This window comes from Mycolicibacterium peregrinum (assembly GCF_001665625.1).
GTDB lineage: Bacteria > Actinomycetota > Actinomycetes > Mycobacteriales > Mycobacteriaceae > Mycobacterium > Mycobacterium peregrinum_B.
Genome location: NZ_LZSY01000205.1, coordinates 16485 through 31330 on the forward strand (window position 1 = coordinate 16485; position 14846 = coordinate 31330).

Annotated in this window: 17 protein-coding genes; 5 read left to right on the top strand and 12 right to left on the bottom strand. The window is 64.4% G+C overall.

What is annotated here, in order from left to right; translation table 11 throughout:
- Window positions 1-24: 24 nt before the first annotated feature.
- The 11 genes from A5779_RS32360 to A5779_RS34725 all read right to left on the bottom strand — a co-directional run bounded on the left by A5779_RS32360 (window position 25) and on the right by A5779_RS34725 (window position 9562).
- Window positions 25-453: an HNH endonuclease gene (locus A5779_RS32360; protein WP_064888152.1), complete on the bottom strand. Its 429-nt coding sequence runs from the start codon at window positions 451-453 to the stop codon at window positions 25-27.
- Window positions 450-731, bottom strand: coding sequence for a hypothetical protein (locus A5779_RS32365; RefSeq protein WP_131811736.1), 282 nt, complete (start codon window positions 729-731; stop codon window positions 450-452). Before A5779_RS32365 ends, A5779_RS32360 begins: the two co-directional genes overlap by 4 nt.
- An 11-nt stretch (window positions 732-742) precedes the next feature.
- A complete protein-coding gene (locus A5779_RS34335) occupies window positions 743-3655 on the bottom strand; it encodes a tape measure protein (protein ID WP_064888156.1) in 2913 nt (970 codons plus the stop codon).
- A gap of 123 nt (window positions 3656-3778) precedes the next feature.
- On the bottom strand, window positions 3779-4633 hold the full coding sequence (locus tag A5779_RS32375; protein ID WP_064888159.1) for a hypothetical protein: 855 nt from the start codon (window positions 4631-4633) through the stop codon (window positions 3779-3781).
- 26 nt (window positions 4634-4659) lie between these two features.
- On the bottom strand, window positions 4660-4833 hold the full coding sequence (locus tag A5779_RS34210) for a hypothetical protein (protein ID WP_165609858.1): 174 nt from the start codon (window positions 4831-4833) through the stop codon (window positions 4660-4662).
- A gap of 318 nt (window positions 4834-5151) precedes the next feature.
- On the bottom strand, window positions 5152-5847 hold the full coding sequence (locus tag A5779_RS32380) for a DUF2637 domain-containing protein (protein ID WP_064888161.1): 696 nt from the start codon (window positions 5845-5847) through the stop codon (window positions 5152-5154).
- Window positions 5844-7619 (bottom strand): hypothetical protein, encoded by a 1776-nt coding sequence (locus tag A5779_RS32385; RefSeq protein ID WP_064888163.1) that lies wholly within the window; start codon window positions 7617-7619, stop codon window positions 5844-5846. Before A5779_RS32385 ends, A5779_RS32380 begins: the two co-directional genes overlap by 4 nt.
- Window positions 7616-8104: a DUF2742 domain-containing protein gene (locus tag A5779_RS34340; RefSeq protein ID WP_207549153.1), complete on the bottom strand. Its 489-nt coding sequence runs from the start codon at window positions 8102-8104 to the stop codon at window positions 7616-7618. The genes A5779_RS32385 and A5779_RS34340 overlap by 4 nt, the downstream gene beginning before the upstream one ends.
- Window positions 8101-8865 (bottom strand): hypothetical protein, encoded by a 765-nt coding sequence (locus A5779_RS32395; protein WP_064888165.1) that lies wholly within the window; start codon window positions 8863-8865, stop codon window positions 8101-8103. The genes A5779_RS34340 and A5779_RS32395 overlap by 4 nt, the downstream gene beginning before the upstream one ends.
- Window positions 8862-9194: a hypothetical protein gene (locus tag A5779_RS32400; RefSeq protein ID WP_236734957.1), complete on the bottom strand. Its 333-nt coding sequence runs from the start codon at window positions 9192-9194 to the stop codon at window positions 8862-8864. Before A5779_RS32400 ends, A5779_RS32395 begins: the two co-directional genes overlap by 4 nt.
- Before the next feature lie 158 nt (window positions 9195-9352).
- Window positions 9353-9562, bottom strand: a complete 210-nt coding sequence (locus tag A5779_RS34725) for a helix-turn-helix transcriptional regulator (RefSeq protein ID WP_236734958.1) — start codon at window positions 9560-9562, stop codon at window positions 9353-9355.
- A gap of 88 nt (window positions 9563-9650) precedes the next feature.
- Between A5779_RS34725 and A5779_RS32410 the strand changes: the two genes are divergently transcribed.
- Together A5779_RS32410 and A5779_RS32415 are read left to right on the top strand one after the other, a co-directional pair.
- Complete coding sequence (locus A5779_RS32410; protein WP_064888167.1) at window positions 9651-10214, top strand: helix-turn-helix domain-containing protein; 564 nt, start codon at window positions 9651-9653, stop codon at window positions 10212-10214.
- Window positions 10198-11451 (top strand): tyrosine-type recombinase/integrase, encoded by a 1254-nt coding sequence (locus A5779_RS32415; RefSeq protein ID WP_207549154.1) that lies wholly within the window; start codon window positions 10198-10200, stop codon window positions 11449-11451. Before A5779_RS32410 ends, A5779_RS32415 begins: the two co-directional genes overlap by 17 nt.
- Here A5779_RS32415 and A5779_RS32420 read toward each other — a convergent pair.
- Window positions 11448-12770 (bottom strand): carotenoid oxygenase family protein, encoded by a 1323-nt coding sequence (locus A5779_RS32420; RefSeq protein ID WP_064888169.1) that lies wholly within the window; start codon window positions 12768-12770, stop codon window positions 11448-11450. The genes A5779_RS32415 and A5779_RS32420 overlap by 4 nt on opposite strands.
- A 58-nt stretch (window positions 12771-12828) precedes the next feature.
- Here A5779_RS32420 and A5779_RS32425 point away from each other — a divergent pair, with 58 nt between their 5' ends.
- The 3 genes from A5779_RS32425 (at window position 12829) to A5779_RS32435 (ending at window position 14844) form a co-directional block, all read left to right on the top strand.
- A complete protein-coding gene (locus A5779_RS32425) occupies window positions 12829-13347 on the top strand; it encodes a PadR family transcriptional regulator (RefSeq protein ID WP_064888171.1) in 519 nt (172 codons plus the stop codon).
- Between the two features lie 68 nt (window positions 13348-13415).
- The gene (locus tag A5779_RS32430; RefSeq protein ID WP_064888173.1) at window positions 13416-14147 is read left to right on the top strand and encodes a PadR family transcriptional regulator; all 732 of its coding nucleotides are present in this window, start codon (window positions 13416-13418) and stop codon (window positions 14145-14147) included.
- 19 nt (window positions 14148-14166) lie between these two features.
- Window positions 14167-14844, top strand: a complete 678-nt coding sequence (locus A5779_RS32435; protein ID WP_064888175.1) for a hypothetical protein — start codon at window positions 14167-14169, stop codon at window positions 14842-14844.
- Window positions 14845-14846: the final 2 nt, after the last annotated feature.

Here is a 14846-nt window from a genome sequence, read left to right on the forward strand (position 1 = left end):
GGGTCACCCACCACCCGGTGGTCTTCACCACCAGCGGCGCTTGCTGACGTAGTACACGCCTGGGTGGGTGCAGTTGTGTTCTGGGCAGTGCTGGCCGTCTGGGGTGCCGGCGTTGCAGATCCAATGTCTTGACGCTGGAGTGTGGCCGTGGCGGGCGGCTTTGGTGGGGTTGAGCGGGATGCCGAGGTGTTCGGCGGCGGCGATGGCGATGGCGTCGATTTTGTCGGAGCGTGCGCGGTTGCAGGCGCGGTGGGATGGGCCGACGTTGGCTTCGATGTTGGGTCCGCCGTTGGCGATTTGTAGGAGGTGGTCCATTTGGAAGGACCAGGGCTCGGTGTGGTGGGCGGTGTAGTCGATGGGTTGGCCGCAGATGTGGCAGTCGTCGCCACGGTTACGGATCCGGGTGCGGAGCCGTTTGGTTGTGGCGTCGTTCTCGCGCGGTGGAGACTTCATTGTCCATCGAGGGCGGCTGCGAGCTGCTTTTCCAGTTGAGCCTCCACGAGTTCCTTGTCATCGTTGGCTTGGGAGAGGCCCATGCCGATGACTGCGCCGGCGAGGACGCGGGAGATTCCGCGCCAGCAGTGCGGGCAGTCTCCGATCTCGTCGTAGAGAATTTCGACCGCGCTGTCGTCTTCTCGGATGTCGGCCAGTGCCAGCCGGAGTGCGCGGGGTAGGTCGTAGCGGTTGGCGCGGCGGTCGTAGTCGGGTTCGGCGCAGCGGTTGTCGGTCATGGGTGTCTCCTTCATGGACGGCCTTGGTATTGGAGTGCGTTGTAGCGCTGGACTTTGAGGAGTTGGTTACCGATCTCTTCGGGTCCGTAGCCGGTGATGCTGCCGACGGTAATGCCGCCGCCACCTTCTGCGGGGTGCAAATCCTCGGGATTGGGTGGGGCGAGGTTGGCCTGCGGAGCGGCTGGGGCCTGCGGGGTGACCGGTTCGACTGGCTGCTGCCCGGCGGCCTGCGGTTGGTCGCCGCCCTGCTGCGCCTGCTCCAGGCTCGTTGTAGCTGCCGACGTCAACCCTTGCGGCATGAACGCCGTGGGATCTGTCGACAACCAACGCGGCGCCCCGAACGGGGTCAACTGCTCAACCAGTGCGTCTGTGCCGATACCGAGCATCTGAGCCCCGTACGAGACACCGCGCTTAGCGGCGTTGGCGCCCATGCCAATTGCTAGGGCTGCGCCTTGACCAGATCCGGGGGCTCCGAACGCGCCTATGCTGGCTGCGGTTGAGGCTGCGGATGCGGCCTGGTCGATCAATCCGTTGATGGCCTCGGCGCCCATGTTGTAGATGCCCGACATGAATGATGTGCCGGCGACGCTGGTGTTGCCTGCGCCGGCAGGAATATAGCCCTCGGTGCGGCCGGAATCGGTTGGTGTGGCGCCTGTTCCTGGGGTCACGGGTTGCCCGTCGGCACCGACTGGGCCTGGGGCGGCGCCGGCGGTCATGCCGTGAGCTGCACCGTTGGCTTGCAGGTCGCCCATGTCCCCGGAGTTGGGGGGTTCGTAGTACCACTGCTGGGTGAAGTCGTTGGCGCCCTTGGCCCCTGCGCCGTACATCGATCCGGCGCCGCCGGAGTTTTCGACATTGACACCGTTGGGCAGGGTGCCTGCCATATGCCCGTTGGACCCTGAGCCGCCGTTGGTGCCGATGTTCAACGCGCCGGGCTTGTAGCCCTTCTTGAACCCGAGAGCGGCGAAATCGGAGTCGGTGGTGAAGTAGCGTCCGGGAGGGAGTCCGGCCATGCGGGCGTAGATCTGCGACATGTACATCGAGCAGTCGAACGGCCCGAACTGATAGGCCTTTCCGGCGTTGTCGTAGGCGTAGTCGATGGCGCCGACGGGGCCGCCGTCCTTGAATCCAGGGATGGCGCCGGCGCGGGCCATGGCGCGCAGTTGGTACATCGCGCCCTGACCGCCGACTGCATCGACTTCCTCGGCGGTCCACATGTGCTCACCCGGGGCGCCGAACATCAGCACCGAGTCTTTGCCTTTGGGGCCAGCTCCGCGGATAGGTCCACCGATGGCGCGGTGTGGAATCTTCTTGGTCGGGTCGTAGGGTACGTATCCGGGAATCAGGCTGACCGGGTCCCGGGGATCGCTCGGTGCCGCCGTAGCGCCAGGCGTCAGCATTCCGTGACTTGGATCAAGCGGCGGCAAGCCGCGGTGTTCACGACTTTGCGCCGGCGTCGGCGCCGGGACCTCGAATCCGGGGATCTTCGAGGCACTTCCACCATTCTGCGACTCTCGGCCTGGAATGATGCGGCCCTTGTCATCACGCCGCTGAACCTCGGGGTGATTGTCCGACCACTCGTTGAATGCGTTCGAAGCCAACACACTGCCACCGCCCAGCAGGGCGATCAGCCAGGCTGGGGCGGTAATGGCCGCGAGGCTGGCTGACGTGGCCGTTGCGCCGGCGGCCGCCGAAGCCGGGATTTCGACCTTCAGTAGGGTGCTGATTGTCTTGAGGCTGGTGATGAGTCCGGCGACACCCTCAATGGTCTTCCACGCCACGAACGCACCCGCCACCGCTTTGATGAGGCCGGGATGTTCCTTCAAGAATCCCGAGACTTCCAGGATTGCGCCACCCAGGTCTTTGGCGACACCGATACCGACGTCGAAGTACTGCTTGATGTCGTTTTGGTGGGCGAGGACCCAGGCGCCCATCTCGTTGAGTTCGTCGGTGATGCGCTGCACCGCGGCAGCGGCGTCGGAGCCGTCTTTGGCTGGGTCCATGCCGAGGATGGGGGCCAGGAAGTTGGCGCCCAAGCGGGCAATGGAGGCCTTCATGTTCTCGATGGAGCCTTCGAGACTCTGACCCATGTTCTTTGCAGCGCCACCGATGTGGGTTTCGATCGCCGTCTGGAACGTTTGAGCGTCAACTTTGCCGTCCTGCACCATCTTCGACAAGGCCTCACCGCTGACGCCGTACGCCTCTTGTAGCCACGTAAAGATCGGCAGGCCACGGTCTGCGAGCTGCTGCAGATCGTCGGTGTAGGCCTTGCCGTTGGTCTGCACCTTGTTGAAGATGGAGCCCATGTCGTCGAGCGAGGTGCCGGCGACCGCAGCGGCATCCGCCGCGGTGGACAGGTATTTGGTGAGGTCCTTGCCGGGTTTGATGCCGGCCGCCACTGCGGAGGCCGCGGTGTTGGCGGCCTTGTCGAGGGAGAACGCGGTGCCCTTCACTGAGTCGGTGGCCGACTGCATGATGGTGTTGACGTCTTCGGCTGAGTTGCCGAGGGCTTTCAGTTTGAAGCGGGCGTTGTCGATGCTCTTGAGTCGTTCGAAACCTGATGTGAGGGCATAGGTTAAAGCGCCCACGGCTGCGGTGGCACCCGCGGCGGCGACGCCGATACCGGCTTTCATTCCCATGCCGATGCCCTTGCCGATGGGAGTGCCGATAGCGCGCCCGATCTGCTCCCCGCGGATAGATGACTTCAGTGCCCGTTCGTATTCGGCTGCGGCGTCCGCGCCGGCCCTGGCTGCGGAGTTCTTCGTTCCGGACAGGCCCGCATCGAGGTTTTTGGAGATTGTCTTCGCGGTGCGTCCAGATGCCTTGTCAGCCTCGGCGAACACCGAATTGATGCTTTTGGAGAGCTTCGCCGTGTCGCCAACGAGGCTGACGTAGGCGGTGGCGAGTTCGATTCCGTTTGCCATTCGAGGTTCACCTTCTAGGCGTTAAGTTGGCTGGGCCTGAAGGAATTTGGGGGTCCCAGGGCCGGCGGGTCGAAGCACCACCTACGCTCACCGGCCCTGGGAGGCTCATGCGTTCGCCGGTACCTAGACCGGCTCGTTGATGCGGAACGGGTTGACCCTGGTGTCTTCGACGAGTTCACCGTTGATCGTGCTGTAGGTCTTGGAGCGGACGGCGTCGAGGCCGGCCCACGCCTCTTCAGCCCACGCCCGGACCCGCTCGCGGGCCTCGTCGAGGGTGTGCAGCTTCGGGGTCACCCGCAGCCACGGGCTGGTCCGCACATCGCCTACCGGGTGGGGGTTCGCGAAGATCGCCGTACCGGCATGTATGTCGTTGGCCGCGCACATAACGGCCCGATCATCGAGCGGCCGAGTGTTGCCCTTCAACGTGATGTCCCGATCCCGCGGGTTGTCGATCAAGGGGAACGTGCCGCTGTTGATGCCGAACGAAGCGGCGATAGCGGCCACCTGATTGAGCCTGTGCAGCAGATCCGGCAGTGAGCGCCACGCGTTCAGTTCCTTGGTACTGGCACTGGTCACAAGCGCTTCGTCGGTGGCGCTGGTGTCGACCACGTCGAGGGCCTGGCGAAGCTTGTCGGCGGCCCCGTCGAAGAGCGGTCGCAAGCCGTCCAGGATAACGTCCCCTTCACCCTCGGTGAGTGCGTCGTGGAATCGCTTGAGGAAGAGGCGTTCGGACTTGCGTGCCAGGGTGGAGCGGTATTCGGCCACCGAGGTTTGCGCGGCCGCGGCGGTGCACAACTCGTCAATCTTGCCCTCTGTGAGCTCACCGGCGATTGCGGCGTCCACGATGGTGCGGGCCGGATCCTGCGACCCGGCAGGCTGGGTAAGGATCTCGTAGTTCTTGCACAGGTTGGACAGTTGTTGCGGAACAGCGACGTTGAGTCCCTCGACTGCCCAGATGAGGCTTTGTGCGTCGCGCATTCTTGTGTTCTGGGGAAGTGTCGGCATTAGCGTTCTCCTCGGTCGGTGGCGTAGCCCCAGGTGGCGGGGTAGGAGGATGACTCGCCGCCGGCCTCCCGTACCTCCTCCATGAGGGCACTGCGATCGTTGGCGGGCAGGTCGGTCAGGTACCGCTTGATCGCATCACGCAGAACCGGGTCCGGCTGGTCTGGCTGGCTCACGATGCCCTCCTAGATTGGGCGTATTCCGTTACGGCAGTGCGGCTGTAGGTCCACCGGCCGGCCACCTTGTGACCGTCAAGATCGGCGGACAGGCGGCGGGCGGTCCGTGGACTGCAACCCAGGATCACCGCGGCCCGCTCGGTACTGATCAGATCGTCGGGATCCTGTACTGATTGTGTTGGGACAGCGACACTTTGATGTCCGCTACAGGACACGTACCGCAGGAGGTCCCGCACCCGCTCAGGTATTGGTGCGCCGAGACGCTGCCGGTTCAGCATCACCTCAGCCACCACATCACGAATCAAACGAGCTTGGCTATCACTGATTTCCATCGCCACAGCCGATCTCCTGGTGTTCGAGGATGCGGGTAACGGTGCTGTAGCCGACCTTGAGACGGCGGGCGATCATGCTGGGCGCGGCGCCGGCCGATTGTTCGGCGAGTACTTCAGCAACACGTTCGGGTGAGATACGGACGATGCCTTGCGCAACGATGCGAGCGGCGGCCAGGTGGTGTGCATCAGGTGCGGTGTCAGTGTGCACGGTGTTGTGCACCTCAACATGCACGGCGCCCGGAAGCTGGTCGTTTGGTGGCGCAACATGCTGTGCATGCAGGTACTGACCCCGTTCGGCGTTGGTGAGCGCCAGTATCGCCACGAGACTGCCCGTCATCCCGAGGTCGACGATGAGCGGCACGATCCACGCGATGACGTTCGGGATCGCCGCCCAGGTGACGACGAGGTCGCGCAGTTGCACGAAGTTCACCACGAACGCCAGCGCGGCCAGTGTGACGGCGATGCACAGAGCCGCGCGATATGCGCCGCCGACCAGACCGGCTTGCGCCAGGGCGTGCACACCGTAGGTTGCGGCGAGTTGGATAGCGACGGTGAAGAACGCGACTGCCGAGGCGATCACAGGCGATGGTGCAGCACCGAGAACGGCGTGCGTGACGGTGCCGAGTGTGGACACCGCTGCGGATCCGGCAAGCCAGCACCAGAAGAAACGGGCGGCACTCATGCTGTCTCCACAGTCGGACTGAGCGTCCAGATCCGCTTGACGGCACTGTCACCTTCGGCCGGGATGGATGAGACGCGGTCGTGATTGAGGGCAGCGTGGCGGGCCGCCGTCCACGTGTAACCGGCTGCTTGGGCTGCAGTGCGGAACTCCTCGCGGTCGATACTCTCTACGCCCTCCGGGAGGCTGTCGATGTAGTCGTCAACCCAGGCTTTGGCCGGGCGGTAGGCGGACTGTGCAGTGCCAGTGATGGACCAGGTGGAGGAACGGGGCGACCGGGCGATCACTGTTACTGACGAGCACCTGCTAGCAGCTGTTCGCAGGGCTTCGATTGGGTATCCCGCGGCTTGCCCAGCCTCGAATACAGCAAACGATTCGGCGGTCTCGTAACCCCTCGTCCGCAACTCTTCAATGTGGTTGATGAGCCATTCGCGAGCCGAGAGCTTCGGCCGCTCGGAATCGTTCGACCTGCGGGAATCCAGTTCGGTAACCGTTGCCTCTGGTTCACCCTGAACTTTCGGTTCACCCATGTTGAACTGCGGATATTGACCCTGAACCGGGGGTTCACCCTGAACTTCTGTCAGTCGGTACCGGACCCCGCGGTCAACGGCGATAGTGACCACCCGGCCCTCATGTTCCAGCAAAGACACGGCTTGGTCGAACAGGTCCCGTCGTTCCCGTTTTCCCATGCGGCTGCGGAGGGCATTGCCGGCCTGTTCGCCGTCGCGCTCAAGGGTGCGGATGATGCTGGTCTTCACACCGTCGAGTAGACGGTTGTCGATGACGTCGTTGAACTCTGCCTGCCGCAGTGCACGCGCCCTGGCCTTCTCCCGATCGGCGCGCTTAGCCTCGGACAGGATCCAGTCGCGGGTGCGATCGGACACGGCCATGACGGCCTCCGATAGCTGCCAGTCGAGCTCGCTGACGACCGAGCGGTGGTGCATGACGGCCAGGACCGCAGCGACCTTGCAGCGGGTCAGAAGAGCGTGGCCGTCGAGGGCTTCGGAGTCGCCACGCTGGCGGGCAATGTGGGCGGCGATGACCGCCTGGGCGATCTCCTCGGGCCCGTACTCGATCTCTACCGGCTCGGTGCTCAGGCGCGCCCACGGGGGCAACGCGGTGTTGAGCGGGTCTGGATCGGGTGCCGGCGTGGCTGGCATGTCCGGGTCAGTGGTGGGGAACCACAAGAACCGCTGCGGGGTACCGCCGGAGGTGTCGGAGAAGATCACTCCGCAGTGACCGGGCTGGGCGCCGACCGAGAGGCAACACCGGTAGGAGTGGGCCTGGACGATCCGGGTGGTGGCATCGCTGGCGTTGGACTGTCCGAGCAGCTCTCCCATCGCCATGGACTTGAGCTGAGCGAGCAGGATGGAGCCCTGTCGGCCCGCGATGCCAGCCAGGGTGTCGATCTCAGGGACGCTGAAGATCGCCCGCGTGATCGGCTCCTGGCCTTCTTTTTTCGGCGGCACGAACGTTGCCGCGATGCCCTCACCGGATCCGATGGGGCGTTCGATGATCGGGGCAGGCCAGACCTCGCGAGCGACCTTGTCGGAGATTCCCTTGCCGCCGCCGGATGGGGAGACGAACGCGGCCAGCAGGTTCAGGCTCGCGCGACCGCCGATGATGCCGGGCAACTGGACCTCGGGCCCCGTGGTGGCTGAGACTCGCAGTAGGACCGCGCCGAACACGGCCCATGGTGCTGCGTAGCGGGCACGGGCCCACTGGTAGATGGCTTTGAGTTCTGGTGTGGCGTTGAAGAATTCGGAGTCGGTCAAGATGCTCTCCTGGGAATGTAGGCGCCGCTGGTCACCGCGCGGGCGTGACGGAGTTGGGCGCGGGCTATTGCGGTCCAGTCGGCGGCGGTGCAGATCTTTTTGCTGGCGTCGGCAAGATGTTCTTGGCGGGTGTCGTTGGCGAGTGCTTCACGGACTCCGCCGAGGACCAGGGCCAGCAGCTTGCGGGCATCGTCGTCGGCCATCCCGCACCAGGCCGGCGTACCCGGCAGGGGCAGGTGGTTGAGGTCGGCATCGTGGCTGGCGGCAAGACGTTCGGCGTATCGATAGACCTCGAACCAGCTCACCTGACGGGAGACGGTGTTCTTCTGAAGAACACCGTGTTCTGGAACTCGCCGTGGAAGGTTGAGGTCGAGATGGTCGACTGTCGACTTTCTCGATTCCGCGACCAAGGTGTTGTCTACAACGTGCTGCGGAGAGCCCGCCCCGGTGAGGGGGCGGGACTCCACGTTGCGCTGGTTGGTCACCGGGTGGCGTCCTTGGCCTTCACTGCGCTGCGACCCGCGTAGGCGTTCTCCAGCGCTTCGATCAGACCGTTCACAATGGGTAGCTCGAACCGCTTAGGGTAGCCGCCGTTCTTGTCTTCGATCAGGTCCACCAGAAACTGTGTCAGCTTGGGCAACAGCACCTCTCGGCGCTGCCGCAGCAGCTCCAGGTGCCACACCCGCAGGCAGTCGACACACTCCATCCACTGCCATGACAAGCCCGTTTCCGGGTCTTCGTACTCCTGGTCGCGGACCTCTTGGGGGGCGATCTGAGAGTCATCGGATTCGTCAGCTCGGGACGGACCGTACGATGACGGATCGCGGTGAAGCTTCACCTTTCGCCCACACAGCGACGTTGTCTCGCGCCGGCCGGCGTCCCAGTCCTCCTGCGCATCGGAGCCGTACCACAGGTGGCAGAGCTTGGGGTTTCGCAGCTGGCCCTGGTTGTACTTCCGGCGCACTTCGACAAGCTGCTCCGCGTTGAAGTGACCGTGCCCGTTCCCGGTAGCAACCCGCTGCATCATCTCGGCGTGATCACGGAAGCGGTCGCCCTCGGGGAGGATGATCGCGTGGGTGGTGACCCGGCCGCACTCCTGGCACTTGAGGTCACCAGTCTCCCGGTGCCAGTCCCGATTGATCGGGCCTGCCAGCCAGTAGTTCTCCGAGCGGTGGTTGCGTGGGCGGCGGCACGTCCGGACCGATCCGCAGGTGCAGCAAAGCGCCTTGAGCTTCTGATCGCTCACCGTGCCACCTCCGCGGCAGCGGCTTCGAGCTGGTCGGTCGCACGGTCAAGCGCGACGGCTGCGCGCTTCAGGTGACCGAGGGCAGTTACGAGGTCGACACAAGCCATCAGCGGGGCGCCGGCGGGTAGACCCTGCAGCTCCTCGTTGAGGTCGTGCCGTAGCAGATCCACCTTGTTCACCGCGATGTCGAGCCGCTGCGAGATGGTGGCCGGCGGGCTGTATGTCGCGCAGAACGCGCAGGTGTCCCCGGAATCGATGGGAATCGTGCAGTGCTTGCACTCGGTGGCGGGGGGTACCGGCACCGGGGCCATTTGATCTACTCTGGTCATCAGAACTTCTCCTTACTTAGCGGTTGGGTTGTTCGGATCGGTCCCCGCCTGGTGCGCCAACACCGGGGTTTCGGGGGCCGATTTGCGTAAATCCTCGGTGTGATCCGAGTCGGGCACGATGCCCAGATCAGCGTGCAATTCCTGCGGCAGAGACCGCATTACGCGACCTCCGGGCTGCCGCCGCGCCTGGTGGTCTGTTCCTGTTCTGCAATCCACCGCTCCACCTCGCTGCGCCGGTAGACCACGCGGCGACCGAGAGTGAAGGAGGCTGGTCCTTGGTTGGTGCTGCGGAAGTACCGCAATGTCCCGGCTGGCAATCCGGTAATCCGTGACACCGTGCCGGTGTCGATGAACTCGTTCTCAGTCACAATGGTGCTCCAATCGCATAACGGTGTTGAAACTGCACCGTCAGATTGCCACTGTTGGCGGTGCTGGTCAAGCACTACGATGCGATTTATGCATGAGGAAGATGCGGAGCCCGGTTTCGACAGGCGCGTGGGCGCGAACATCCGAGACCTTCGCAACAAGAAGGGGTGGAGTCAGCGACAGCTAGCGGAGGCGCTTCAGGGCGACCTTCGGCTTGATCCATCCGCTGTTACGAGAATTGAGCGCGGCGAACGCGGCATAAAGCTGAGGGAAGCATCCGCGATAGCCGCTGCGCTCGATGTCGCCCTATATCAACTCGTCACGCATTTCGACAACCCGCACGATGAAGAATTGCGCCAGCTTACAAGTTCTGCGCACTGGGAGATCAAACTCGCACAGGAAGCCCTTCACCGGATGGCAACCGCGTATCTGCTTGCAGCATCGACCATTTCAAAACACGGAGACGTCATGACTGACTTCAGTGACTCGCGGCAATATCTAGATGAAGAAGCTAGGCGCGCTGCAGAGCGAACTCCTGCGGCCCGGTTAATAGCCCACACAGACGATGCGCATGTTGCTCAGATTGAAGAGATAATCAGGGCAGCCACCGGCAATTTAATCGTCACCCGTGATTCCGATGTCTCAGACGCGTAACCGGCGGGCCGGCGTCGAAGACCGTTGGGCGGACCTGAAGAAACCACGTCAGGACCGCGACAAAGACGGCAACCCGATGTTCGACGCAGACGGTGAGCCGGTGATGACGTTCAAGCCCGTCAACTTCGGCAAGGGAATGCGTTGGCGGGCAAGGTATGTCGATGCCGAAGGACGCGAGCACTCCAAAGCATTCCGTGTCAAGGCAGACGCTCAGACGTGGCTCGATGAGATCGTGGCCGGCCAGATCACCGGCTCCTACATCGATCCACAACTAGGCAAGGTGACATTCGCCAGCTTCTACCGCGACTGGTCAACCCGACAGATATGGGTGTCCGGGACCCGCCACAACATGGACCAAGCCGTCAACTCAGCCACCTTCGGAAACATCGGACTGGCCGACCTGCGACCGTCACACCTCGAATCTTGGATCAAAGCTCTGCAGGAGAGCGGCCTTCAGCCGTCTACGATCAAGACGCGATTTGCGAACGTACGAACGGTAATTCGTGCTGCGCTCCGCGACCGTCACCTGGCACGTGATCCCAGCGAGAATGTAAAGCTCCCCCGGCGCCGTAAAGCATCCGCCGCGATGGTCATCCCTACCGCGGCCGACGTTGGTTCAGCGCTCCGCACGTCAACCGACTGGGTGACCGCCTTCGTAGCGGTGTGCGCGTTCTCCGGTCTGCGGCGCGGTGAAGCTTCAGCCCTGCAAGTGGGCGATATCGACTTCCTGCGCAAGGAATTACATGTTGAGCGGCAGGTTCAGTGGCCCGACGACGGCACGATGGAGATCCGCCCTCCGAAGTACAGTTCCGAACGTACGGTCTACGCCCCAGACGAACTGCTGAAGATCGTGGCGGAGCACATCCGGTTGCACTGTCCCGGAGACGATCCCGCGCGGTGGCTGTTCCCGGGAACCATGAACCGCGAACGTCCAATTCATGCTGCGACAGTAGGCCGGAAGTGGAGGGAGTTACGCGCGGCGGTGAACGTGGACTACCGACTTCACCACCTTCGGCACTTCTTCGCATCCGGTCTGATCGCTGCCGGCTGCGACGTCGTCACCGTGCAACGGGCGCTCGGTCACGCCTCCGCTGTGGAGACTCTGGGCACGTACGGACACCTGTGGCCCGACGCTTCGGACCGGACCCGCAAGGCGGCTGGCGAGCTACTGGCAGCGGCACTCAACCCGCCTGCGGACCCGCTGCGGACTAGGGCCTCAAAAACCGCCTCTGACTAGGCACCTATCCAGTTCCCGTGGAAGCCGTAGGGAACCCGCTGCGGCAGTGCGATGGTCGCGACGGGGCCTGCGGTGAAGTCGGCCGCATCCAGGATCACGAGGTCGCTGCCGTCCCGCTCCGGGTTGTAGACGTAGCCCAGGTACCAACCGTTGCTCTCGTCGACTGGACCAGCGCCGGGGACGAACACGGCTTCCCCCGGTCCGCCGGATCCGAGTTCATGGCGCGCTCCGGCGCCGGTGGACAGGTCGTAGCGGATCCAGGCGTTACCCCCGACCGACACCGAGTACCGGGCGGGCAGACCCGCCAACCGATCGTCGATGCGGGGGAACTCCACCCCGAGGTCATCGAGTTGACGCTCGTGGACAGTCCCGGACGCCAAGTCGATCCGCCACTCCCACAACACACCCTCGACGTCGAAACCACCGTTGCTGCGCCACAGTTCGGGGTAGCGAATCGCCTGCAACACAATCGAATTACCGTAGGAGGACATTGCCTCATATGCATTCACTACGTGGAACACGTAGCACGGGTCGATGTCGAACCACCGGATCGGCGCGTCGGGATCATCCCGGCGCAGCACACCGAATCGGGCACCGTAGTCATCGCTCCAGCGGTAGGGCATGTCACCTTCGCCCTTGATCGCGATGTCGAGGTCGAACACCACGGGCAGGTCCATGAAGATCACATGGCCTGCGGTCATGGCGAAGTCGTGCATCATGGTGTGCGCCTTGACATCCACCGGCCGGTTGACGGTCAGTTCACCGTTGGCGTCTGCGCGGTGATAGGTGACGTAGGGCTCGAAGATGCTGCCGTATCCGAAGAAGTGCAGCTCGCCGGTCGTCGGGCAGATCTTGGGGTGCGCGGTCATCGAGTCGACCAGTTTCCCGCCGAAGTCGTAGGCGCCCACGGTTTCCAGGTCGTTGGTGATCTCGTAGGGCAGCGAGGATTCCACCAGCGCCAGGGTCCTGCCCGCGTGGTTGACGATGTGGGTGTTGGCGACGGCGGAGCGCAGGTTGCGCGTGCCGTCGGCGTTGTACAGCGGGAAGTCCTTGACGAAGCTGTCGGTACGGACCCAGCGGTTGCGGTACCACTTGGCTGCACCACCCTCGATGCGGACGCCGTGGATCATCCCGTCACCGGTGAACCAGTGCTCGGTCGCCTGGCGCGGATTCGGGCCGTTGCGCAGGTACCAGCCGTCGAGTTCGGCGGGGATGGCGCCATCGACGGGCAGGTCGTACTCGGTGAGTTCGTCGGCGACGGGTGCGTAGTTGCCGCGCCGGAAGAAGTCGGTTTCGCCGATGGGCAGGGCTGAGGTCATGCACTCAACGGTGACATTCCACAAGTGACATGTCAATAGTGGACGGTAGACTGCCGGCATGAGTCTGCGCATGGCGGCACTTGGCTTGTTGGCACAACACCCCGGCAGCGGGTACGACCTGCTCAAACGGTTCGAGAAATCGATGGCGAACGTCTGGCCCGCCACCCAGAGCCAGCTCTACGGCGAGCTCAACAAGCTGGCCGGGACCGGCCTGATCGAGGTGTCGGCGATCGGCCCCCGCGGCCGCAAGGAGTACCGCATCACGCCCGCCGGCCGCACCGAACTGGCGCACTGGATCACCGATCCCGCCGCCGATCCACCCGAGCGCAGCGCGGGACTACTCCGCGTGTTCCTACTGGGCGAATTACCCCGCGACCAGGCACTCGAGCACCTCACCGCGCTGGCCGCCCACTCCGAGTCCGAGGTGGCGCGACTCAAGGAACTGGAGGCATCCATCCCCTGGGCCGACACCGACGAGGACCGGTACGGGCACGCAGCCCTGGAATACGGTCTGCGCTTCAACGCCATGCAGGCCGAGTGGGCGCATTGGCTCAAAAAGACTATCGACAACCGATAGATCCCGATATATCGTTGACGCATCGGAAGCGCCAGCGGCGCTCCTCCACGACAACGAAGGATTCACCAATGACCAACCCGTTCAATTCACCAAACGGCGGCTTCGGCTTCGTACCCCTTGGCCGCGAAGAGGCTCGCCACATGTTCCACCAGGCCCGCGCCGCACGCCGGGACATGCGCGAGCAGATGCGCGCCCAGGCGCACGCGGCTCGCGAGCAAGCCGCCGACGCCACCTGCCAGACCGGATTCGGTGGCCCCGGCTTCGGACCCGGTTTCGATCCGCGCGGCGGTCTCGGCTTCGGATTCGGCAACCTCGGCGGACCGTTCGGCGGCCCCAGGGGCCGGGGCGGGCGCGGCGGACGACGCGGACGACGCGGCGATGTCCGCGCCGCCATCCTGACCCTGCTGACCGAACGGCCCATGCACGGCTACGAGATGACGCAGGAGATCGCCGCCCGCAGCCATAACCTGTGGAAGCCCAGTCCGGGCTCGGTGTACCCCACCCTGCAACTGCTGGTCGACGAGGGCCTGATCACCCCGGCCGAAACCGAGGGCAGCAAGAAGACTTTCGAGCTGACCGAGGAAGGTCGCCAGGCGGCGGCCGCGATCGAGACCGCACCCTGGGACCAGATCACCGAAGATGCCGACCCCGCTGCGATGAACCTGCGCGGCGCCCTCGGCCAGCTGATGGCCGCCGTCGGGCAGTCGAGCTTCACCGCCACCGAGGACCAGCAACAACGCATCCTCGACATCGTCAACAACGCCCGCCGCGAGGTCTACCAGGTCCTCGGTGAGGAGTAGCGGCCCGTAGGCTGCGGTTGTGAGCAGCCTCTTCACGATCATCGCGCCGGCCGTCGTCGCAGTCCTGACCGCGGCCGGCGCGGTCATCGGACTCCAATTCCGTGACGTCGACGCCTACGAGCGCCGGCGCGGCATCTGGCAGTGGCTTCTGGTCGTGCTCGCTGCCGCCGCGACCATGGGGGCCGTCGGCTCGGCATCCGGTGTCGAAAGCGGGGACCTGCGGGAAGCCATCATCATGGCGGTGGTCGGCGTGGCTGCCGTCGTCGTCGCGCATGTGATGTGGCGGCGACGCGTCCCCGATGCCGAGCCCCGCAACATCGCGATCGCGACGGCCGCCGCCACGTGCGCGGTCCTGGTGATCGTGGGCGCGACCGCACTGACCTACACCGGGAACAAGGGTTGCCGGCAGGCCCAGCTCTTGGTGGACTACACGAACGCGAGCTTGGGCGCGCTCACACCCCCACCCCCCGGCAAGCCAGGTCCGGCAGTGGGCGACTACGAGAATTGGTCGAAACTCATCCGCGAGGCCGCCGATCAGGTGACCGACGGCGAGGTCGGGCCGCACGCCCACAAGATGGCCGAGTTGGCCGGACAGATCACCGACGCCGTCCGCAACAAGGCGAGTGCCGACCACGCAGTTCTCGGCGTGCAGTATTCCGACGAGTTCAAGGCGATCGTCGCCAAGTGCCGGCGGTAGCC